A 21,627-nucleotide genomic window follows, 5' to 3' on the forward strand; every position below is an offset into this window, starting at 1 on the left:
GACCTATTAGCGCAAGTCAGAGCCATTTTGGTGGGCACTACTGGGTTCGAACCAGTGACATCTCGCTTGTAAGGCGAGCGCGCTCAGGAGGTGGGGAGCCAGGCCTTCACCTTGTCGGGGTTGTCGCCGACCCACTTCTCCGCGGCCTCCCCGGCCGTCATCTTGTCCTCGGAGATGTACTTGGCCACGAGGTTCTGGTCCTCGTTCGTCCAGGTGAAGTTCTTGATCAGGTCGTACGCCGGGCTGCCGGAGTCGGCGAACTTCTTGCTCACGATCTTGTCGAGGTCGTAGAGCGGGTAGTCGCAGGCCACCTTCTCGGCGTCGGCGTCGCAGCCCTCGGTGTACTCGGGCAGTTTGATCTTGACGAGCTTGACCTCCGACAGGAACCACTGCGGCTCGTAGAAGTAGCCGAGCATCGGGGTCTTCTGCTTCTCCGCCTGCCTGAACCCGGTGATGAGCGCCGCCTCGCTGCCCGCGTAGACGACCTTGTAGTCCAGCTTCAGGTTCTTCACCAGGGCGGCGTCGTTGGTCACGAAGGACGGGTCGCCGTCGAGCAACTGCCCCTTGCCCCCCGACTCGGAGGTCTTGAACAGGTCGGCGTACTTGTTGAGGTTCTTCCAGTCGGTGATGTCGGGGTACTTCTCGGCCATCCACGGCGGCACGTACCAGCCGATCACACCCTTGTTACCCGTCGACCCCGCCGAGACGGCGACCTTCTGGTCGTCGATGTACTTCTTCTTCAGGTCGTCGTGGGCCCAGTTCTCCACGATCGCGTCGACCTGGCCGGTGGCGAAGCCCTGCCAGGCGACCTCCTCCTTGAGGTCCTTCTTCGTGACCGAGCAGCCGAGATCCTTCTCCGCCACGTGGGCGATGACCGCCGCGGTCGCCTCGTATCCGACCCACGGGTTGATCGCGATGTTGACCGCGCCGCACGCCTTCCTGCCGTCCGCGCCCGAGGCGGCCGGAGCGGCTCCCGTGTCGCTCTCGCCGACCTTCGCCCCGCCGCACGCGGAGACGAGGAGGCCGGTCGCGACCAGGAGCGCCATCGCCCGCGGTCGCCCGATCCTCGAAACTGTCACCAGGTCCTCCTGATATTGGGTGTCGTGTGCCGTGTTCGTTCCGCCCGGCGGGTGTCCGGCCGCGCCCTGTCTCTCGGCTGTCTCTCGGCTGTCTCGTCTCTTCCCGCTCCTCACCGGACGCCGTGCGCCTCGGCGTCGGCCCGCCGTGCCGCCGCCCTGGTGATGCGCTCCAGCATGATCCCGAGTACGACGATCGCCACGCCCGCGGCGAGCCCCTTGCCCCGCAGCTGCAGCTGGGAGAAGCCCGCCACCACGTCGTAGCCGAGCGCGCCGGCGCCGACGAGGCCGCCGACGACGACCATGGAGAGCACGTAGATGAGCCCCTGGCCGGCGGCGAGGGTGAGCGCGGCGCGCGCCATCGGCAGCTGCACCTTGGTGATGAGCTGCCAGGTACTGGAACCCGCGGCCGTGGCGGCCTCCACCGCGCTCGGCGCCACGCCGCGGATGCCGTCCGCGGTGAGCTTGACCGCCACCGGCGCCGCGTAGACGACCGCGGCGATGATCGCGGTGATCCGGGTGGCGCCGAACAGGCCGAGGATCGGCACCAGGTAGACGAACGGCGGCATGGTCTGCCCCGCGTCGAGGACGGGCCGCACCAGCTGGTCGACGCGGTCGCTGCGTCCCATCCAGACGCCGAAAACCACCCCCAGGCCCATCACCAGGACGGTGGCCACCAGCGTGGAGGCGAGTGTCACCATGCTGTCCTGCCACAGGCCGAGCACGACGAGCAGGGCGACGCAGACCGCGGTGACGAGCACGACCCTGACATTCGTCAGGATCGCGGCGAACGCGATCAGCACCGCGCCGACCAGCCACCACGGCGAGTCGGTGAGCAGCGCCTCGAACGGGTTGAGCAGGCCGTAGGAGACCGCGTTCCTGAACGCGCCGGTGTAGACGGCGAGGTTGTCCTGCGCCCACAGGGTGGCCGCGTCGACGCCCTGGCGGACGTACCGTCCGACGTTCGCCTCGCTGGGGAACTCCGCGGCCCACACGTAGACATGGGAGAGGTAGACCAGCACACCGGTGACCGCGAGGACCGCGCCGATCTCCGCGCGGCGGCGGCCCGCCCCACGGGAGAGTCCGGCCCGGTTCCTGGCCTCGACGCGGCGTCCCGCGGCGGAGGTGACCCGGTCGAGCACGATGGCCATCACGACGATCGCCAGGCCCGCGTTGAAGGCGCCGCCGACGTCGAGGGTCTCCAGCGCCTTGACGACGGTCTTGCCCAGGCCGGGGGCGTCGATCAGCGCGGCGATTGTGACCATGCACAGCGCGGCCATGATGGTCTGGTTGACGCCGACGACGATGGTCCGCTTGGCCAGCGGGAGCCGTACCTTCCTCAGGGACTGCCAGGCGGTCGCGCCCAGGGAGGTGCTCGCCTCCAGCGTCGCGGGCCGCACCTCGCGGATGCCGTGCGCGGTGATGCGGATCGTGGGCGGGACGGCGTAGATGACGGTCGCCACGGTCGCGCTCGCCGGGCCGATGAGGAAGAACAGGGTGAGCGGCGCGAGGTAGACGAACGTCGGCATCGTCTGCATGAAGTCGAGCAGCGGGGTGACCAGGCGGTTGAACCGGTCGTTCACCCCGGCCCAGACACCGAGCGGGATGCCGATGAGCAGCGAGATCGCGACGGCGGCCAGGGTGAGGGCGAGGGTGTCCATGCTCTCCTCCCACAGCCCCAGCAGGCCGAAGGAGGCGAAGCCGATCGCGGCCAGCAGGGCCACCCGGAGATTGCCCCACAGCAGCGCGACCGCCGTGGCGATCGCGACCACGCCCAGCCAGCCGACGACCGGCAGCGGGCGCCCGAAGGGCGGCTGGCTGATCAGCGCCTGGACGAAGGTGACGAACTCATCGAGGAAGAGCCGGATGTAGTTGATGAAGTACAGGAAGAACGGGTTCTCGTTCCTGCTGTTGTCGATGACCTCGCTCGCCTCGTTGACCCGTACGTGCAGCGGGGTCAACTCCGCGCCGCCGAGCTGGAAGGTGTCGCGGCCCTGGAGGAAGACCCAGAGCAGCACCCAGGCCGCGACGACGGCGGCGATCAGGTAGCGGCGGGGCCAGGCGGGCAGGAGCCGCAGGCCACCGGCCGGGGTGGCCCTGACGGCCATCAACCCTGCTCCCCTGACCTGCCCGGCCCGGCGACGGGCTCCGCGGACTCGGTGGAGGCTCTGTCCGGAGACGGCCCGGCTGCTCCGGCGGGTTCGGCGAAGGCTCTGTCCGGAGACGGCCCAGCGGCTCCGGTGAGTTCTGCGAGTGTGGCCGGTTTGGTGGTGGCCCCCTCGGGAGACGGCTCGGCGAGCACGCCGAGGACCTCCTCGGCGGTGACGACCCCCAGCAGCTCACCGCCTTCGACGACCTTGACCGGGCGCGTCGCGCGCAGGACCGTGTGCACGACGTCGCGTACGACGACGTCAGGGCCGACCTCCGGGCCGTCCAGCGGTTCGTCCGGCCGGGGCGGGCGCATGATCCAGCGGGTGGTGAGCACGTTCGAGCGGGGCACGTCGCTGACGAACTCGCGCACGTAGTCGTCCACCGGCGCCCCGACGACCTCGTCCGGGGTGCCCATCTGGACGAGCTCGCCGTCGCGCATGATGAGGATGCGGTCGCCGAGCTTGAGCGCCTCGCTCAGGTCGTGGGTGATGAAGATCATCGTCTTCCCGACCTCGCGGTGCAGGCGGATGACCTCGTTCTGCATGTCCCGCCTGATCAGCGGGTCGAGCGCGGAGAACGGCTCGTCGAAGAAGAGCACGTCCGGGTCCACCGCGAGGGCCCTGGCCAGCCCGACGCGCTGCTGCATGCCGCCCGACAGCTGGTCGGGGTAGGAGTCCTCCGAACCCGACAGGCCGACGAGCTCGACCATCTCCCTGGCCCGCTCGTAGCGGGCCTCCTTCCTCATGCCGCGGATCTCCAGCCCGTAGGCCACGTTGTCCAGCACCCGCCGGTGCGGCAGCAACCCGAAGTTCTGGAAGACCATCGCGAAGCGGTGGCGGCGCAGCTCGCGCAGCCGCCGGTCGCCCGCCTCGCGGATGTCCTCGCCGTCGAACAGCACCTGTCCCGCCGTCGGCTCGACGAGCCGGGTCAGGCAGCGGACGAGGGTGGACTTGCCGGAGCCGGACAGGCCCATCACGACGAAGACCTCCTGGGACCGCACGGTGAAGGAGACGTCGCGGACGGCGGTCACGCAGCCCGTCCTCGCCCTCAGCTCGCTTCGCGAGAGCTCCGCGAACGGGGTCCCGACGATCCGCTCCGGACGCGGGCCGAAGACCTTCCAGAGACCTCGCACGTCGAGGACGGCCCGGTCCTCGCGTCGCGCGGCGGCCTCCGGCCGCACCTGCTGGGTCGGTGACGTCATGGTCGTGACCACCTCACGGGTCGTCTGGGGACGAGGGTCGGTCCGTCAGCCGCGGAACCACCGCTGCGGGCGGGGGCGGACGTTCCGCCGCACGTGCTTGGTCTCCCGATACTCGGCCGGACCCGCCTGGCCCGGCTCGCGGCCTATCCCCGGCCGCCTGAAACCGCCCCGCTCCGCCTGAGGGGCGTAAGGGCGGTGGTCGTTGATCCGGACGGTCCCGCGCCGGAGCCGCCCGTTCACCTTCCACCAGGCCCGCAGCAGCACGAACGGCCGTCCTTCCGTTACCGCATGATCCGCTGCGCATAACGCAGTTGCGTATGACGCATCGGAATGCTTAACGAGGAACAGAATCGTCCTTTTTTGTTCACGCAGTCAAGGGTTTGCGGTCTTCATTCCCGTGCCAGCCCAATCGTGAGGAGACCTCGGCCGCGGCCGCCATCACCTGCTCGGCCACCTCCGGGAGGCGCTCGGGCGGCAGCCGGAAGGTCGGACCGGACACGCTCATCGAGGCGACGACCGCACCCTCGACGTTGAAGATCGGCGCCGCCACCGCGGTCAGGCCGATCTCCAGCTCGTCGACGGCGGTGGCGTAGCCACGCCTGCGGACGGTGTCGAGTTCCTCGCGCAGCAGCCCGGCGTCGGTGACGGTCAGGTCGGTGAACGGGCGCAGCGGCCCGGCGGCGAGCCGCTCGAACCGCTCTTCAGGGGCGTGGGCGAGCAGCACCTTGCCGTTGGACGTCGCGTGCAGCGCCACCCGCCGCCCCGCCCAGTTGTAGGCCTGCAGGGCCGAGGGCCCCGCCATCTGGTCGACGTACAGGGCCTCGTCCCGATCGAGGATCGCCACGTTGACGGTCTCGCCGACCGCCGCCGCGAGCCGCTCGCCGCTCGCACGGCTCTCCCGCACCACGTCGAGCCGCACGGTCGCGGCGCCCGCGAGCCGGACGATCCCCACCCCCAGCCGGTACTTCCCCCGGTCGGCGGTCTGCTCGACGAGCTCGTGCAGCTCCAGCGTCATGACGAGACGGAACGCCGTGGAACGGTGCACCCCCAGCTCCGCGGCGATATCGCTGACGCCGAGGTCACCGTGGCGGGCGAGCAGCCGCAGGACGGACAGCGCGCGGTCGACGGACTGCACCGCAGCGCCATCTCTCTCCAGCTCGTTGCTCATGACACAACTGTAAGCGGATCGCGCACAAGCACGGCCTACGGAAAGCCCCCCATCACCGTCCCGGGAGAAGGCCCCGACGACGGAGGTGGCCTCCGTCCATGCCGGAGACCGCGCGAGACGCGGCGGACGGACGGGCACGGTCAGCGGACGGGCACGGTCGGCGGGGGCAGCCGGCGCACGGCCGACGGGCGCACGGTCAGCGGGTGAACGACCGGCGGGCGCGGTCAGCGAGGGGAGCCGTCGCGGTGCCGGTAGAAGTCGGCGTGCTCGGCGGCGAGCGGGGTGTTGCCCAGGATCAGGTCGGCCGCCTTCTCCGCCACCATCATGACCGGCGCATAGATGTTGCCGTTGGTCACGTACGGCATCACCGAGGCGTCCACCACGCGCAACCCCTCCAGGCCGTGGACCCGCATCGACAGCGGATCCACCACCGACATGGCGTCGACGCCCATCCTGGCGGTGCAGGAGGGGTGCAGCGCGGTCTCGCCGTCCCTCGCCACCCAGTCGAGGATCTCCTCGTCGGTCTCGACCCCGGGGCCCGGCGACAGCTCACCGGCGTTGAACGCGTCCATCGCGGGCTGGTTCAGGATGTCGCGGGCGACCCTGACGGCCTCCACCCACTCGCGCCGGTCCTGCTCGGTGGACAGGTAGTTGAAGCGCAGCGCCGGGTGAACCCGGGGATCGGTGCTCTTGATCTTCACCGAGCCGCGCGAGTCGGAGTACATCGGCCCGATGTGCACCTGGTAGCCGTGCCCGCCGGCGGGCGCGGAGCCGTCGTAGCGGACCGCGATGGGCAGGAAGTGGAACATCAGGTTGGGGTAGTCGACGTCGTCGTTGCTCCGGGTGAAGCCGCCCGCCTCGAAGTGGTTGGTCGCGCCGGGGCCGCTGCGCAGGAAGAGCCACCGCGCGCCGATGAGCGGCCGGTTGCGCCACTTCATCGCGGGCTGCATCGACACCGGCTGCTTGCAGCCGTACTGAATGTAGACCTCCAGGTGGTCCTGGAGGTTCTCGCCGACGCCCGGCAGGTCGTGCACGACGTCGACGCCGAGGGCGTCCAGCTCGGCGGCGTTGCCCACCCCGGAGAGCTGCAGCAGCTGCGGGGAGTTGATCGCGCCGCCGCACAGGATCACCTCGCCTGCGTGGACCGTCCGGCCGTCGTACTCGACGCCGACCGCGCGCCCGCCCTCGAAGAGGATCCGGGTGACGTGCGCCCGCGTCTTGACCTCCAGGTTGGGGCGGTTCATCACGGGGTGCAGGTAGGCGCGGGCGGCCGACAGGCGGCGCCCCCTGCTGATGTTGCGGTCGAAGCGGGCGAAGCCCTCCTGGCGGTAGCCGTTGACGTCGTCGGTCAGCGGGTATCCGGCCTGCTGCACCGCCTCGAAGAAGGCGCCGAACAGCGGGTTGCGCACCGGCCCGCGCTCCAGCACCAGGGGGCCGCCCCTCCCCCGCCAGGAGTCGGCGGGGTCGGCGGCCAGGCAGTTCTCCATGCGCTTGAAGTAGGGCAGGCAGTGGGCGAAGTCCCAGGTCTTCATGCCCTCGTCGGCGCCCCAGCGCTCGTAGTCCATGGGGTTGCCGCGCTGGAAGATCATCCCGTTGATGCTGCTGGAGCCGCCGAGCACCTTGCCCCTGGCGTGGTAGATCCGGCGGCCGTTCATGTGCGGCTCGGGCTCGGAGGTGTACTTCCAGTCGTAGAAGCGGTTCCCGATGGGGAAGGGCAGCGCGGCGGGCATGTGGATGAAGACGTCCCACGGGTAGTCGGGGCGGCCCGCCTCCAGCACCAGCACCCGGTTGGCGGGGTCGGCCGACAGCCGGTTCGCGAGGGCGCTTCCCGCAGAACCGCCCCCGACGATGACGAAGTCGTACATGTCTGCCTCGCCTCGCTCAAGCTGGAGGTAATGTCCAAAATTGTAGCGAATGGCGCAATGGGCTGCACTATTCGCAACGGCGATTGTTCCCGCGATGGCATTCGTTGTCCCCAGCGCCTACAGTCCCTGGCTATGGGCAACGATCCCCTCGGCGGCCGTACCGCCGACAGCAGTGGCGGAGTCCAGTCCGTCGACCGGGCCATCACCATCCTGGAGATCCTCTCCGAGCGCCGCGAGGCCGGGGTGAGCGAGATAGCCCAGGAGATATCGGTCCACAAGTCGACGGCGTTCCGGCTGCTGGGGGCACTGGAGTCGCGCGGCCTGGTCGAGCAGGCCGAGGAGCGGGGAAAGTACCGCCTCAGTTTCGGGATCATCCGCCTCGCGGGCGGGGTCGCCTCCCGGCTCGACCTCACCCAGCAGAGCCGCCCCGTCTGCCGCCGCCTCGCCGAGGAGATCGGCGAGACGGTCAACATCGCCGTCCTGCGCTCCCACTACGCGATCAACCTCGACCAGGTACGCGGCCCGGCGGCGGTCACCACCCACAACTGGGTCGGCGAGCTCACCCCGCTGCACGCCACCTCCAGCGGCAAGATCCTGCTCGCCCACCTCGACGACCTGCACCGGGTCCAGCTGATCACCGCGGGCGGGCTGAAGACGTACACCCCGAACACGATCACCTCGGCCGACGCGCTGGAGAAACAGCTTCTCCAGGCCCGCGAGCGGGGTTACGCCGTCACCGTCGAGGAGTACGAGATCGGCCTGAACGCCGTCGCCGCGCCCATCCGCTCCCACGACGGCGAGATCGTCGCAGCCGTCAGCGCGTCCGGCCCGGCCTACCGCTTCGGTGAGGAGCGGCTGCACGAGCTGGCGCCGGTCGTGATCGCCGGAGCCCTGGACATCAGCCACCGCCTCGGCCACACCGACCGAACCTGAGCGCCACGGTCCTCGCCGCACCGACCCCGGCCTGGTGCGCGGCGACCGGCAGCCCCGCGCCGATCGCGAATCGTGCGCCGTAAGCGCCGCCCTGTGGATCGTGCGCCGTAAACGCCGTCCTCCGGCCCAAAAGCGTTCGCCTCGCGTTCCTTGGGCGGACTAGCGTTGTCCTCCATCACGCGCGGGAGGACGCGCCCTGCCCCGCGCCCACGAGCCGGCGAATCGGAGAAGCCACATGACCGCTCAGCTCGTAGCACTCTGCTTCGACGCGAACGACCCGCTCCGTCTCGCGCGCTTCTGGGCCGGAGTCCTGGGCTGGGAGATGGCCGACGACGCCCGCGACGACATCACCCTCCTGCCGAGCGATGACACCGGATTCCTGATCCGATGTCTGCCGACCCCGGAGAAGAAGACTCGCGAGAATCAGATGCACTTCGATCTGACGAGCACCTCCCTTGAGGACCAGCGGCGCACGGTGGCCAGATCGCTCGAACTCGGCGCGCGGCACATCGACATCGGGCAACGCCCCGAGGAGGGGCATGTGGTGCTCGCCGACCCCGAGGGCAACGAGTTCTGCGTCATCGGGCCGGGCAACAACTTTCTCGCCGACTGCGGATTCGTCGGAGCGCTCGCGTGCGACGGTTCGCAGGAGGTCGGATACTTCTGGAGCGAGGCGCTGGGCTGGCCGCTGGTCTGGGACCAGGACCAGGAGACCGCGATCCGCTCGCCACACGGCGGCCCGAAGATCACGTGGGGCGGCCCCCCGGTGGCGCCGAAGACCGGGAAGAACAGGCTGCACTTCGACCTCGCCCCACCCGCGCACGGTGATCATCAGGCGGAGGTCGAGCGTCTCGTCTCCCTTGGCGCGACCCTGATCGAGAGCGGTCCGCGCGGGACCGGCCGGGTGCTGATGGCCGACCCCGACGGCAACGAGTTCAGCGTGTCGCCCCCGCCGATCACGTGACCGGCCCCGGCGGATCGGCGCCGAGCCGGCCGGGAGACCCAGGTCACGTTCGTCCGATGTCACAGGGAGTCGGGCTGCCTCGTCTCAGGAGGTGTAGCCATCGACGACCACGAAAGGGCACACCATGGACGCGCGACTGAACTATTTCGCCGACCCGACCGCCGGCAAGATCCTCAAGCATTTCATGGCGGCGGGCAAGGCGCTCAAGGATTCACCGCTGCCGGCCGCCACACAGGAGCTGGTGGCGCTTCGCGTGAGCCAGATCAACGGCTGCGCCGTCTGCGTCGACATGCACACCAAGGACGCCGTCGCCGCCGGCGAGAGCTCGGTCCGGCTGAACCTGGTCGCCGCGTGGCGGGAGGCCACGGTCTTCACCGAGGCCGAACGTGCCGCGCTGGAGCTGGCGGAGGAGGGGACCCGGATCGCGGACGCGGCCGGCGGGGTCGGCGACGAGGTGTGGGCGTACGCCGCCAAGCACCACGACAGTGAGCAGCTCACCGCCCTGGTGCTCCTGATCTCCTTCATGAACACGGCGAACCGGCTGAACGTCATCAGCCGGCAGCCGGCCGGCGACTACGAGCCCGGCCGGTTCCACTGAGAGGGCGGGGATCAGGTGTGAGCGAGGTCGAGGAGTTCGAGGAGCTGCGGCCGCTGCTGTTCTCGATCGCCTACCGGATCCTGGGCAGTGTCGGCGAAGCCGAGGACGCGGTGCAGGAGACGTGGCTGCGCTTCGACGGCTCGGCGACCCGGCCAACGTCGGTCAAGGCCTTTCTGTCGGCCACGGTCACCCGGATCTCCATCGACGTACTGCGCTCGGCGCGGGTGCGGCGGGAGGAGTACGTCGGCCCGTGGTTCCCCGAGCCGCTGCTGAGCGATCCGTATCAGGATCCGGCGCGGGCGGCGGAGCTGGCCGACTCGGTGTCGATGGCGGCGTTGCTGCTGCTGGAGCGGCTCAGCCCGCTGGAGCGGGCGGTCTTCGTGCTGCGACAGGTGTTCGGCTTCGGGTTCGACGAGGTCGCCACGGCGGTCGGCCGCTCGGAGGCGGCGTGTCGGCAGTTGCTGGTGCGGGCACGACGCCACATGGAGGCCGGGCGTCCACGTTTCGAGACGGTCCGCGCGGAGCGGGAGGAGCTGGCGTCACGGTTCTTCGACGCCTTCCGCGAAGGTGACGTCGCCGGTCTGCGAGAGCTGCTCGCCGCCGACGTGTCGATGGTCGGCGACGGCGGCGGCAAGGCCCCTCAGCTGGCCAGGGCGGTCATCGGCGCCGAGTCCGTGGCCCGGCTGCTCGCCTCCCTCTCCCTCAAGCTGGTCCGCATCGACGTGACGTTCGAGCCGCACGAGGTCAACGGCGGGCCTGGCGCGATCTTCCACGACCGGGACGGCAAGGTGCTCTACGCCCTGGTGCTCGACGTGCTCGACGGGCGGATCCAGACGATCCGCACGGTGATAAACCCCGACAAACTCGGGCACGTGGGCCCGGTAGCGGATGCCTGGGCGATCACCCGCGAGATAAAACAGGCACGCCGCCCCGAGGAATGATCGCGCCGGGGGCGGGGTCCTTCGGTCTGAAGGCCCCCGCCCCTCGGTTTGGGTGATCGGTGGCGGGCGGTGCGAACCATCCGCTACCAGCGATGCGGGCCGGCGCTCCGGCCTTCAGGCCGGGGAGCGCGTCAAGAGGCGTAGGTCTCGAACTCCGCGACCTGTGGCGTGGCGGTCGCCCCGGTGATCCTGAAGGTGATCTTGCTCAGCGAGGTGGCGGCGAAGGTGATGGTGCCCGCCCCGCTGCCGGACTTCAGGACGGCGCCGTTGGCGGCGTTGAGTACCTGCCAGGACCCGATGGCGCCCGTGGCGCCCGACGCCTCACGGATGACGATTCTGGAGACCGTCTTGGCGGAACTCCACTTGATCGAGATGTCACCGGTCGACCCGGACGGCGACCAGTAGGTGCTCAGATTGCCGTCGCGCACGTTGCCGTAGCTGGTCCCACCGCCCTTGCTGGAGCCATCGGAATCGGCCCCGATGCTGAGGTTGGTCCCGCCGGACGGAGGGGTCGACGGCGTGACGGTGGGGGTGGGAGTGGGGTTGTTGGTCGGCGGCGGCGTCTGTGGTGAGCAACTGCCGTTCGACACCTTGATTCCCTTGTTGGCGCCGGCCGTCTGACTGACGATGCTCGGCACGCAGCTCGCCCCGTCGAGGGTGTAGGAGTACGGGACGCTGACGGTGGTGTTGGACTGCGGGTTGGGACCCGCGGGGTTGTTGTCGCCGCTGCGGCTGGACCAGGTCACGTTGTCGAAGATGTTGCCCGCGACCTGCCAGTAGCCGGCCTCGCTGGTGTAGAAGGTGCCCAGGACGTCCTTGGAGTTCCTGAAGTAGTTGTTCTCCACCTTCGCGCGGGCCCCGGCCCGGGAGTTGATGCCGGACTCACGGAGGTTCACGTAGGAGTTGTTGTAGATGTGCGCCACGCCGCCACGCAGCAGAGGGGTGCGGGAGTCGATGTTCTCGTACAGGTTGTGGTGGAAGGTGATGAAGCCGTTTGAACGGTCGCTCTCACTGGAGCCGATGAGCCCGCCGCGGCCGGAGTTGCGCAGGGTGCTGTAGGACAGGGTGACGTACTGGGTGTCGTCCTTCATGTCGAAGAGGCCGTCGAAGCCCTCCGACTCCCCGCCTGAGGCCTCCAGGGTGACGTGATCGACCCAGACGTTGCGGACACCGCTCTCCATGCCGATGGCGTCACCGCCGTTGGACGTGGGCGAGCCCGACTTCTTCACGTTCCGGATGGTGACGTTCTGGATGATGATGTTGCGGGCCTCGCGGATGTGGATGCCCAGCTGGTCGAAGACGGCGCCGTTGCCGACCCCGATGATCGTGACGTTGCTGATCTGCTTGAGCTCGATCACACCGGCGGCGGTGTTGCAGCTCCCGCCCGACACCTTGGTGGTGTTGCCGTGGTTGATGGTCCCCTCGACCTGGATGGTGATCGGGGTGCTGCTGCTGGCCCGGCCGCACAGGGCCGCGTGGATCGCGGTCCCCGTGGTGGCCCGCACCGTCTGCCCGCCCGCGCCGCCGGTGGTCCCGCCGTTGGCGGTCGCGTAACCGGTGGCGCTGCCGACCGCCGCCGACGCCTGGAACGTCGGCAGAACCACACCGACCGCGGCCACAGTGGCCGCCGCGGCCAGCGCCGCCTGGAGTCGCAACGCGACTGCTCGTCTCATCTTCGTCTCACTTTCGTCGCTGGGGAGGGGGCCCGCGAATCCATGCAGGTCGAATCCGTGCAGGTCGATACGGAAAGCGCTTTCCCATCGCTTGCACGATAACGTCGGCCGTCAAAAGGCGTCAATGGCGACGGTGAAAGCTGCAACAAAGCTGCACACGCACCTGTGAGCTCCGCGTAACGCGCCACCTCCACCCACCGGCCGAGGACGACCATGAGCTTCCGGGGTCCGACCGGGGATCGCGGCCCCATCCCTCGAACGCCGAAGACCTCTGTCTTTCCGAGGTCGAATGATCCGCACTCCCCGACCGGTCGGGCGCGGTGGTTATGCGACCGGCATCGAGACGCGAATCCCCTGCCACATCCGGCCGCGCAGCGGGAAAGGCCCCGACGCGCACTCCAGAAGTTCGAACCTGACGCAAATCCCGGTTTCGTTCAAGAAAGAAACGGCGATGTTGGGATTGTTCGGGCAGGCATCGGCCCGGACGTCTCCACCAGGAAGGATTTCATCCCGGAAAGGGCCGCCCCTCTCCCTTTCGACTTCTGCGATTCGATGGCGGGATCACGACGAGAGACGGGACTTCCCGACGAGGCGTCGGCTCTTGGCAGGGGTGCCGCTATACCGCGATACCACCCCCAGGTCAACCCACCTCATGCGCGTTCCTCGCGAACCACGGCCATTGGATTGACAGAGATTCGAAAAAGCCGCCGCGTCTCGATTATCGGCGAGCTCACAACGCTTTTATGGTCGATGACAAACCCCTGGCCCGTCGGCCCGAATTTTACGTGCAATAAAAAGTGTCATTAATATTGAAAGTCCGGTCACGGCGGCACACACTCGGCGTTGAGAAGGCCCACCCCCCAGCTTTTGGAGCCTCAATGGACCGAGCCGTAACCGGAATGCACGGGCGCAGAAAAACGACGCTCCGGCGCCTCGTATCCGCCGTCGTCGCGACCCTCGCCGTGGCATTCCTCTGTGTGCCGTCCGCCAGCGCCGTCGCGCTGCCGACACCGAAGGATCTGACCGCCTTCCTCGACCTCGAATGCTTCAAGACCGACCCGTACCAGCCGCCCACCACCACGCTCACGCTGCGGCACCTCAACCCGGTGCTCGGCAACCTGCCCATCGAGACCGTCACCCTCGGCCAGCGTGAGCAGTTGTGCGTCCCGGTCGCCAAGAACAACCAGGCGCCGCCGTCGCCCGCGCTCGACTTCATCAGGTTCATCGACCTGGCCTGCTACAAGATCTCCGGCGTCACCGTGAACACGGGTCTCGTGCTCAGCCACCTCAACCCGCTGTTCCAGGGCCTGCCGCGCACGCAGATCTCCATGACCACCCCGCAGCAGCTGTGCGTGCCGGTCATCAAGAACAACGCGGTCCCACCCGCGGAGATCCTGGCGTTCGTCCGCCACATCGACCTCAAGTGCTACGCCATCACCCCCAACGTCTCGCTGAACCAGCAGCTGTCCCTGCGCCAGCTCAACCCCGTGCTGACGCCGATCATCCCCACACACGGCGCTCAGATCCTCAACGCCCGCCAGCTGTGCGTCCCGGTGCAGAAGGCCGGCGACAACATCCCGGGCGAAGTGCTCAACATCGTCCGGTGGATCGACCTGGAGAAGTTCGACCTCGCCACCCCCGCCCTGCCCACGGTCTCGCTGACCCTGCGGCACATCAACCCCGTCCTCGCCGGCCTCCCCGCCGAGAAGGCCGTGCTCAGCGGCGCCAGCCAGATCGCCCTGCCCGTCGCCAAGAACGGCAACCTCCCACCGGGCTGACCCCCTGACCCGCAATCCCTGACACGGAGCCCTTCCGCCTGCACCGGTGGAAGGGCTCCCCCGTTACCCGGCCCCCGATAAGGCGGGGCGCGCCGAAGCCGTTCATCGATCCCCCGGGGCGTCGGCGAACGTGGCGCCGATCTCTATCATCCGCTCGACCGCGTAGCCGGGATCGATCAACGCCTCGGGGGTGTACAGGCCCGGCGCCACGGCTTCGCCGCGCAGGCCGAGCAGTCGTTCGACGCCAAGGGCGACGGCGAGCGCGGTCAGGTCGCGCTGTCCTTCCGGGTGGCGGAGGTGGCGTCTCCTCCTGAGCGGTGCACCCCGGTGATCCTCTCCTTCGAGATCGATCCCGACCACGCTGGAGGCGGGCTCACCTCGGCGCCTGTCCTCGGCGGACACGCCGGCCGCGAACGCGAAGCGGACGTTCGGCGCTCCCGTCGCGAGGGCGAGGCTCGGAACATCGAGGGTGGCCGTGATCTGGCCGGGCAGGACGGCGCCGTCGGCGCCGGAGACCTCCACCCGCGCGTCGGAGCCGTCGACCCAGCTGAAGACGCCGTCGCGGCGGACGAGACCCGCCGAGGTGGCGGCCGTCAGGCGTTCCATGTCCGCCGCCGCCGCGGGCCCGCCGATGTCCGGTTCGTCCAGTACGGCGCCGACCCGGATGGTGTCGATCCGGCCGAACTCCCCGGCGAGGTCCAGCGTCGCGAGGACGACGAGACCGGCGTACCAGTGGCTGGCCAGCAGGACCGGCGCTGCGCCGGCCCGCTGCCCGCCCGCGACGACCTCGGGGGCGATGTCCGTCAGGCCGCTGGAGAGGCTGACGTACGGCAGCCCTCGGTCCTGGGCGTAGCGCAGTCCGTTCAGGTGGCTGTCCCACAGTGCCGCGACGACCGCCGAGTGCTCATGGCCTGCGGGGAGGCCGAGGTCGTCGCGGCGCAGATCGACGGTCACCGCCGTCGCGTCGCCGAGGTCGTCGGCGACACGCCGCGCACGCTCCAGGTCGCGGCCCGCGATCGTGAGCGGCAGCGTCGGGTACCACCGGCGCAGGATGGCCGCGATCCCCGCGCCCGTCTGGCCGGACCCTCCCATGATCAGTATTGATTTCGCGTGCTCCATCGCGTTCTCCTCTCACGTCCTCACTAACCTACATTTTGTAACCTACACTTTGTAGCCTAGGCTGGGCGGCAACGCAAGGGAGGACGATGGCCCCGGTATCGACCCGCCTGTCCAAGCAGGCCAGGCGGGAGCAGCTGCTCGACACCGCCCTGACGATCGTGCGCGACCAGGGCGCCGACGGCCTCACCCTGCTCACCCTCGCCGAAGCCGCCGGAGTGAGCAGGCCGATCGTCTACGACCACTTCGGCACCCGCCCCGGCCTGCTGCTCGCGCTCTACCAGCGGCTCGACGAACGCCACAGGACCGCGTCGGAACAGGCGTTGCGGGAGGCCGAGCCCACCCTTCGCGAGACGGCGCGCGTCCTGAGCGTCGCCTACTTCATGTGCTCCACCGACATGCCGGAGTGGAACGCCGTCTCCGCCGCACTGAGGGGAAACCCGCGGATGGAGGCGATCGAGCGCGAGATGTTCGACAGCTTCACCGACCTGATGGCCTCGGCGTTGCTGCCGTACTCCGGCCTCACACCGGAGGCCCTTCGGCTGCGCTGCGTCGGCGCGCTGGGCGCGGCCGAGGCGATCGCCGCGGAGCTGAACCGAGGGCGGACCACCGTCTCCGACGCGGTCGCCGCGCTCACCGACCTGATCGTCGGCGGCATCGACACTGGGACCGGCCGATCGGCGACCGACGGTTCATCGCGGTAGCCCACGGCGCGGACAGGCTGGAATTCCGTCCGCCCGTTGAACGGCGCGTACGAAACCGGCCGATTCGCTTCCGCCCTACGGCCAGGCGGCCAACTGAAACCAGACCGACTTGCCGTACGGGTTGAGGGTCCAGCCCCAGTTGTGGGAGAGGTCCTGGACAATGGCGAGACCACGACCCGAGACCTCCAGGTCGTCGGCCCGCCTCAGGCGCGGGATCGCGATGCACGCGTCGTAGACGTCCACGGTCAGCAACTCCTTCTCCTTACCGACCGTGACACGGACAGGACTCATGGGAGAAACGTCCGACGAGCCGTAGGCCAGCGCGTTGGTGACGAGTTCCGAGGCGAGGAGTTCGGCGATTTCCGGAATTTCTCCGGTCGCCTTCCAGTCGGTCGCGACATCGCGCACGAACCGGCGGGCGGACGCGACACTCGCCGGTTCGCGTGGTATCCACTTCTCCCCCAGCGGAGAAAGTCCGGGATTCATCGCGTAGCGATATTCGGTCAGCGCCGCACTCGCCTTGAGGGCCTCTTCCATGATTTTCTCTCTCCGTCTCGGATTTCGTATGTTCAGCCTGCCGAGACGTGGCTACTCTTGGTAGTCGAACGGTTACCAAGGCGGCGAGCTGGAGTTCGTCGGCCTTTTGTTGAACTCCGACAAGGAGGGCATCATCTCCAATCTCTATACGCCTCAGGCGATCTGGGGCAGAGAGCTGCGCCACCACCGCAAGGCCGCGGGCCTCACCCAGAGCCAGCTCGCCGAACGGATCCACTACAGCGAGTCCCTGATCAGCGGGATCGAGACGGGCCAGATCCCGTCCTGCCCGGATTTCGCCGAACGCTGCGACGAACTCCTCGAAACAGGCGGCCTCCTGTCCCGCCTCCTCGACTGGCGCAAAGGACAGATCTTCCCCTCCTGGTTTGGGGAGTGGAGAGACAAAGAGCAGGAGGCGACCGCGCTACGCGCCTATGAACCGCTCGTCTTTCCCGGCCTACTCCAGACCGAGGCGTACGCTCGGGTCCTGTTGCGCGGAGACGAGACGGCTGTGGAAGCTCGCCTGGGTCGTCAAAGCGTCCTCACCCGGGAGGACCCCCAGCCTCCAACACTCCGCTGCGTGGTGGACGAAGCAGTTCTCCACTGCCCGATCGGCGACCTCAAAGTGATGAAAGAGCAACTGGAGCACCTCATCTCGGCGGTCAGTCCACGACTGAGTGTTCAGGTGATTCCTCAGGGGATGCACTCGGGTTTGATGGGTGGGTTCGCAATTGCCACACTGAAAGGAGGGGACAACGTACTGTATGCGGAGACGGCAGTTCGCGGCATCACGACGAGCGACCCGGAAGACGTCACCATTGCCGTGGAGCGTTTCGAGGCTATCCGGAGCGAAGCGCTACCGATAAGCATGTCTATCGATCTCATCCAGAAAGCGGTGTCGGAAAAATGGACCTGAGCAACGCCACGTGGGTCAAATCAAGCCTCTCAGGAGACAACGGCGGAAACTGCGTCGAGGTCGCGAGGCTCGAAGACACCACCAACCAGCCCCACCTGATCGCCGTACGCGACTCCAAAAACCCAGACGGCCCCAAACTCCTCCTCACCCCCACCACATGGACCACCTTCCTCAACCACCTAAAAACCGACAAGCTCACCGTCGGCTGAGGGCCTCTCTCCGAACGTGCTTCCCGGCCAGAAGCCTTTTGCCCCCTCCCTTCCCTGAAGGGAGGGGATTCCCCACGGTTACCCGTGAGAGTTCCTGCTTCACCGCCAGTCGCTCGCCAGGAGGACTCCCCTTTGAGGTCCTACACCGGCGCCACAGGCGTTTTACCTCTCCGCCAGCCCGACGGCGAGGATGTTGTTCGCGGCGTTCACGTCCCAGTCATGGGTTGCGCCTCAAGCGCACACCCAATCGCGGACGCCCCGTGGTCGGCATCGTGTCGCAGGTGCGGCCGGACCTCTTGAGCGCTCTCGATGAGCGCCCGAACCACGGGCATGTCCGTGTCCTTCGTCCGCCAGGTGACGACATCGGACAGCTTGATGTCGAGGTCGGCGACCGGACGCCACACCACCGAGCTCATCGGAGCAACCAGTTCTGCTGTCTTCCTCGCGAGAAACGTCACCGCGTCACCGATCGCCACCAGCGCCAAGAGCGCCTCCAGATCGGGAACCTCCGACATCACGCCGAATGCGATGTCTTGCGCACGGGCCGCGGAAACGATGTCCGCATGAAGGCTGGGGTGGGACTCACGCGGTTCGAGAATCACGCGCTCTCCCATGAGATCCTGCAGCCGGATCTTCGTGCGAGATGCAAGCCGATGGTCGAGCGCGAGCACCGTCCCAAGCCGGTCACTGGTCATCTCCATGCACGTCAAGGCGTTGTCGACGGGATGGTGCGCCCCGTATGCGAAGGCGATCACCCCGTCGTGCAACGCAGCCCGCTGCTCGGCGCTGTTCATCGCGATGAGCTGTAGACCAACGCGCGGGGCACGTCTTCGAAACGCCGCCACAAGCGAGGCCAACGCGCCGGTGAACGTGGCCCCGGTCTCGAAACCGATGGCCACGGTGCCAAGCCTGCCTTCGGCGACGCCTTTGGCTTCTTCGACGGCGGTATCGACGCTCGCGAGGATGCCTCGGGCTCTCTCCGCGAAGACCTTTCCAGCGGCGGTGAGCTTGATCCCGCGACCGTCGGGCTCGAAGAGTTCGACGGTCATCTCCTCCTCGAGGTCCTTCATCTGCCGGCTCAATGGGGATTGGGAGACGTGGAGCCTGTCGGCGGCCCGCCGGAAACTCTGTTCCTCGGCGATCGTCACGAAGTAGCGAAGGTGTCGGAGTTCCATCGGCTCAGGATCGTTGCCCTGGAGGCATCATAGGACGATATTCTATGTCTTGGACAGCTCACTCCGGGGGACATACCGTGAATTTCATGAACTCCACGAGTCAGAATCGCCCGCGCCGCTCCACCCGTCACCAAAAAGATGATCTGCCTGGAGGAGCGGCCGCGTACGAAGACGGACTGCGCGCCCATGTGATTCGCAACCAGGACATCGCGCCGGAGCAGAACGCGGGGCAGCGAACAACGATAGATGGCGAACCGACGGACGCGGGAGAGGCCGCCCCCACAGGCGGCGTTCCGGACTTCGCAAGACCGACGGTGCCGTTCGCCCCCAGGACCTACCAGGATCTGGTTCGGCTTCCGTGAGCTCGGCGACTCCAAAACCACCGAGCTCGCAGCGGCCTGGTCGTCTGGTGTCGCTGCTCTTGGATCTCTCCACTCGTGAGGCCGAGGTCCGGCACGTCGAGGAGGTTGGCGCTCACTTCCGCTTGATCTCCCTCGCGGCAGAGGGGTTCCGCGGGGCGTCGTGGACGCCGGGCGACATGGTGCAGGTCATCATCTCGGGAGCAGCATTGCTCGGCCCCTGGGAGCTTCGCTCGTACACGCCGCTCGCGTTCGAACCCGACACGGGAACGGCCAGGATCCTCTGGTACGTCCACGGTAACGGTCCCGGCTCCCACTGGGCCACCTCGGCAGGCGTGGGCACCCCCTGTCGCCTTGTAGGCCCTCGCCACGCGCTCTCACCGCCGAAGCCGGAACGGCCCTTTGTCTTCTTCGGCGACGAGACGTCGTTCAGTACCGCGATCGCGATTCGCGCGACGCCGTCAAGCCGTCGCGACGTACGCTTCGTCTTCGAGGTGAATTCCGTCGAGGAGTCTCGCACTGTCGTCGAGCGATTCGGTATCGGAGACGCCGTCAAGCTCATCTCCCGAGAAGAGGACGACCGTCACTTCGGGGAGGTCGAGCGCGAAGTGCTGGAGGCATACCGCTCTGTCGCGGCACACAGCGTGCTGACGGGCAAAGCATCGTCGATTCAGCGCCTCTACAAGGCGCTGCGTGCAGCCGGAGCATCAGGACGGCAGGTGAACGTCCCATACTGGGCTCCGGGGAAGAAGGGACTCAAGGGACACTAGGGCGTGTATCGGAAGTAGATCTTGAGGTGGGATGATCTTGTCCCGTGGCACGTGGAGATCTGACGGATACGCAGTGGGCCCGGCTGGAACCGTTGTTGCCGATGGGCGCGAAGCCGGGCCGGCCGCCGATCTGGGCCAGGCGGAGGCTGCTCGACGGCATACGGTGGCGGACGCGGACCGGGACACCGTGGCGGGATGTGCCGAGCGGTACGGGCCCTGGGGTCGGGTGTACGACCTGTTCCGACGCTGGCAGCGGGACGGCACCTGGCAGCGGATCTTCGCCGAGTTGCAGGCCCAGGCAGACGCGAAGCAGCTGATCACCTGGGACATCAACGTCGACTCCACCGTCTGCCGGGCCCACCAGCACGCCGCCGGGGCACGGAAAAGGGGGACCTGCAGGTCGAACCGCCCGGTGGCGTCGCCACCGAGCCGGACGACCACGGGCCCGGACGCTCGCGTGGCAGCCTGACCACCAAGCTGCACCTGGCCGTCGAGCAGGGCCGGAAACCCATGTCGATCGTGATCACGGCCGGGCAGCGTGGCGATTCCCCGCAGTTTGAACCCTTACTGAGGAAGATCCGCGTGCGTCGCCTGGGGCTGGGCAGAACGCGCACCACGCCGAACCGAGTACGCGCCGACAAGGCGTACGCCTCCCGCAAGAACCGCTCCTACCTGCGCAGACGCGGCATCCAGTGCACCATCCCGGACAAGGCCGACCAGGCCCGCACCCGAAGGAAACTTGGCTCCCGCGGCGGCCGTCCACCGAAGTTCGACCCGGAGGACTACAAGGCTCGAAACGCAGTCGAGTGCGGCATCAATCGCCTCAAGAGACACCGCGCCGTGGCCACGAGGTACGACAAACTCGCGGTCAGATACGAGGCAACCGTCCTGGTAGCGGCCATCAACGAGTGGCTGTGACCAGTACATTCGACGCCATGCCCTCTCCGAGGCGGCGAGCAGCTGATAAACAGCTCGCCCAAGCCTGAGCGCTACGGCATCTGACGGGGGATACCTGTCACGCCGACGATGTCAGGAAGACGTCAGGCAGAAGGGGTGGCCAGCCGGATCCAGCAATACCCGCCAGCGTCCGTCGCCGGGCTGATGGTCCGGTTTGGCCGCGCCGAGTTTCAGCGCCAGCTCTTCCATCGCATCGAGGTCGTCAGCGCGGAAATCCAGGTGGAACTGTTGTGGCACGTCCTGACCCGGCCACTGCGGAGCCCGGTATCCGTCAACCCGCTGGAATCCCAGATCACAGCCGGAGCCGTTCGTCAGAGCGACGAACTCGCTCGTACTGAAGAGCTCGCGCATCCCGGTCAGCGCACCGTAGAAGCCCGCCAGCGTCTGCGGGTCGGCACAGTCCAGAGTCACCCCTCGCAGTACAGCGCCTGGCACCATTCGCTCCTTCGTGTCCGCGCGTCTGTCTCCGTGAGCCGCCGCTGCACACGATCACCGGCCTACAGCCACACCGTACTCGCCACATCCACCGCTGAGGTAGC

20 protein-coding genes and 2 pseudogenes are annotated in these 21,627 nt (G+C 68.1%); 11 read left to right on the plus strand and 11 right to left on the minus strand.

The genetic code is table 11. The features are described from left to right. Nucleotides 1-83 precede the first annotated feature (83 nt). From AB0B96_RS36685 to betA, 6 genes and pseudogenes are all read right to left on the minus strand, one after another. Nucleotides 84-1,079: an ABC transporter substrate-binding protein gene (locus tag AB0B96_RS36685; RefSeq protein WP_362906337.1), complete on the minus strand. Its 996-nt coding sequence runs from the start codon at nt 1,077-1,079 to the stop codon at nt 84-86. Between the two features lie 110 nt (nt 1,080-1,189). Then, the gene (locus tag AB0B96_RS36690) at nt 1,190-3,184 is read right to left on the minus strand and encodes an ABC transporter permease subunit (protein ID WP_362906339.1); all 1,995 of its coding nucleotides are present in this window, start codon (nt 3,182-3,184) and stop codon (nt 1,190-1,192) included. Continuing rightward, nucleotides 3,184-4,428: a glycine betaine/L-proline ABC transporter ATP-binding protein gene (locus AB0B96_RS36695; RefSeq protein WP_362906341.1), complete on the minus strand. Its 1,245-nt coding sequence runs from the start codon at nt 4,426-4,428 to the stop codon at nt 3,184-3,186. Before AB0B96_RS36695 ends, AB0B96_RS36690 begins: the two co-directional genes overlap by 1 nt. A gap of 45 nt (nt 4,429-4,473) precedes the next feature. Then, nucleotides 4,474-4,683, minus strand: a pseudogene (locus AB0B96_RS36700) (aldehyde dehydrogenase family protein); the annotation flags it as partial. Nucleotides 4,684-4,792: 109 nt separating this feature from the next. Beyond that, on the minus strand, nt 4,793-5,596 hold the full coding sequence (locus AB0B96_RS36705; protein ID WP_362906343.1) for an IclR family transcriptional regulator: 804 nt from the start codon (nt 5,594-5,596) through the stop codon (nt 4,793-4,795). A 224-nt stretch (nt 5,597-5,820) separates the two neighbouring features. Further along, a complete protein-coding gene (betA, locus tag AB0B96_RS36710; RefSeq protein WP_362906345.1) occupies nt 5,821-7,461 on the minus strand; it encodes a choline dehydrogenase in 1,641 nt (546 codons plus the stop codon). 132 nt (nt 7,462-7,593) lie between these two features. On the opposite strand from betA, the gene AB0B96_RS36715 reads away from it, so the two are divergent. The 4 genes from AB0B96_RS36715 (at nt 7,594) to AB0B96_RS36730 (ending at nt 10,897) form a co-directional block, all read left to right on the plus strand. Beyond that, nucleotides 7,594-8,394, plus strand: coding sequence for an IclR family transcriptional regulator (locus tag AB0B96_RS36715; protein ID WP_362906347.1), 801 nt, complete (start codon nt 7,594-7,596; stop codon nt 8,392-8,394). Nucleotides 8,395-8,629: 235 nt separating this feature from the next. Beyond that, entirely contained in the window at nt 8,630-9,358 is a 729-nt protein-coding gene (locus tag AB0B96_RS36720) for a VOC family protein (protein WP_362906349.1), read from the plus strand. 124 nt (nt 9,359-9,482) lie between these two features. Then, nucleotides 9,483-9,956, plus strand: coding sequence for a carboxymuconolactone decarboxylase family protein (locus AB0B96_RS36725; RefSeq protein ID WP_362906351.1), 474 nt, complete (start codon nt 9,483-9,485; stop codon nt 9,954-9,956). 17 nt (nt 9,957-9,973) lie between these two features. Then, nucleotides 9,974-10,897, plus strand: a complete 924-nt coding sequence (locus AB0B96_RS36730; RefSeq protein WP_362906353.1) for an RNA polymerase sigma-70 factor — start codon at nt 9,974-9,976, stop codon at nt 10,895-10,897. A 131-nt stretch (nt 10,898-11,028) separates the two neighbouring features. Here AB0B96_RS36730 and AB0B96_RS36735 read toward each other — a convergent pair whose 3' ends face one another. Then, entirely contained in the window at nt 11,029-12,570 is a 1,542-nt protein-coding gene (locus tag AB0B96_RS36735) for a pectate lyase (RefSeq protein WP_362906355.1), read from the minus strand. Between the two features lie 878 nt (nt 12,571-13,448). Between AB0B96_RS36735 and AB0B96_RS36740 the strand changes: the two genes are divergently transcribed. After that, nucleotides 13,449-14,348: a hypothetical protein gene (locus AB0B96_RS36740; protein WP_362906357.1), complete on the plus strand. Its 900-nt coding sequence runs from the start codon at nt 13,449-13,451 to the stop codon at nt 14,346-14,348. A gap of 102 nt (nt 14,349-14,450) precedes the next feature. Here AB0B96_RS36740 and AB0B96_RS36745 read toward each other — a convergent pair whose 3' ends face one another. Further along, nucleotides 14,451-15,467: a hypothetical protein gene (locus AB0B96_RS36745; protein WP_362906359.1), complete on the minus strand. Its 1,017-nt coding sequence runs from the start codon at nt 15,465-15,467 to the stop codon at nt 14,451-14,453. Nucleotides 15,468-15,553: 86 nt separating this feature from the next. Between AB0B96_RS36745 and AB0B96_RS36750 the strand changes: the two genes are divergently transcribed. After that, the gene (locus AB0B96_RS36750; protein ID WP_362906361.1) at nt 15,554-16,168 is read left to right on the plus strand and encodes a TetR/AcrR family transcriptional regulator; all 615 of its coding nucleotides are present in this window, start codon (nt 15,554-15,556) and stop codon (nt 16,166-16,168) included. A gap of 75 nt (nt 16,169-16,243) precedes the next feature. Here the strand turns inward: AB0B96_RS36750 and AB0B96_RS36755 are convergent, their stop codons facing one another. Further along, complete coding sequence (locus AB0B96_RS36755) at nt 16,244-16,705, minus strand: ATP-binding protein (RefSeq protein WP_362906363.1); 462 nt, start codon at nt 16,703-16,705, stop codon at nt 16,244-16,246. A gap of 109 nt (nt 16,706-16,814) precedes the next feature. Here AB0B96_RS36755 and AB0B96_RS36760 point away from each other — a divergent pair, with 109 nt between their 5' ends. Beyond that, the gene (locus tag AB0B96_RS36760; protein ID WP_362906365.1) at nt 16,815-17,618 is read left to right on the plus strand and encodes a helix-turn-helix transcriptional regulator; all 804 of its coding nucleotides are present in this window, start codon (nt 16,815-16,817) and stop codon (nt 17,616-17,618) included. Beyond that, the gene (locus AB0B96_RS36765) at nt 17,609-17,827 is read left to right on the plus strand and encodes a DUF397 domain-containing protein (RefSeq protein ID WP_362906367.1); all 219 of its coding nucleotides are present in this window, start codon (nt 17,609-17,611) and stop codon (nt 17,825-17,827) included. Before AB0B96_RS36760 ends, AB0B96_RS36765 begins: the two co-directional genes overlap by 10 nt. A 206-nt stretch (nt 17,828-18,033) precedes the next feature. Here AB0B96_RS36765 and AB0B96_RS36770 read toward each other — a convergent pair whose 3' ends face one another. Further along, entirely contained in the window at nt 18,034-19,002 is a 969-nt protein-coding gene (locus AB0B96_RS36770; protein ID WP_362906369.1) for a LysR family transcriptional regulator, read from the minus strand. Nucleotides 19,003-19,088: 86 nt separating this feature from the next. Between AB0B96_RS36770 and AB0B96_RS36775 the strand changes: the two genes are divergently transcribed. The 3 genes and pseudogenes from AB0B96_RS36775 to AB0B96_RS36785 all read left to right on the plus strand — a co-directional run bounded on the left by AB0B96_RS36775 (nt 19,089) and on the right by AB0B96_RS36785 (nt 21,049). Then, nucleotides 19,089-19,364 (plus strand): hypothetical protein, encoded by a 276-nt coding sequence (locus AB0B96_RS36775; protein WP_362906371.1) that lies wholly within the window; start codon nt 19,089-19,091, stop codon nt 19,362-19,364. A 47-nt stretch (nt 19,365-19,411) separates the two neighbouring features. Beyond that, nucleotides 19,412-20,131, plus strand: a complete 720-nt coding sequence (locus AB0B96_RS36780) for a siderophore-interacting protein (protein WP_362906373.1) — start codon at nt 19,412-19,414, stop codon at nt 20,129-20,131. A 44-nt stretch (nt 20,132-20,175) separates the two neighbouring features. Next, a pseudogene (locus AB0B96_RS36785) lies at nt 20,176-21,049 on the plus strand (IS5 family transposase). A 111-nt stretch (nt 21,050-21,160) separates the two neighbouring features. On the opposite strand, the gene AB0B96_RS36790 reads toward AB0B96_RS36785, so the two are convergent. Continuing rightward, nucleotides 21,161-21,499 carry a VOC family protein gene (locus tag AB0B96_RS36790; protein ID WP_362906375.1) on the minus strand — a complete coding sequence of 113 codons (339 nt, stop codon included), beginning with the start codon at nt 21,497-21,499 and terminating at the stop codon, nt 21,161-21,163. Nucleotides 21,500-21,627: the final 128 nt, after the last annotated feature.

Source organism: Streptosporangium sp. NPDC049046 (assembly GCF_040649155.1).
GTDB lineage: Bacteria > Actinomycetota > Actinomycetes > Streptosporangiales > Streptosporangiaceae > Streptosporangium.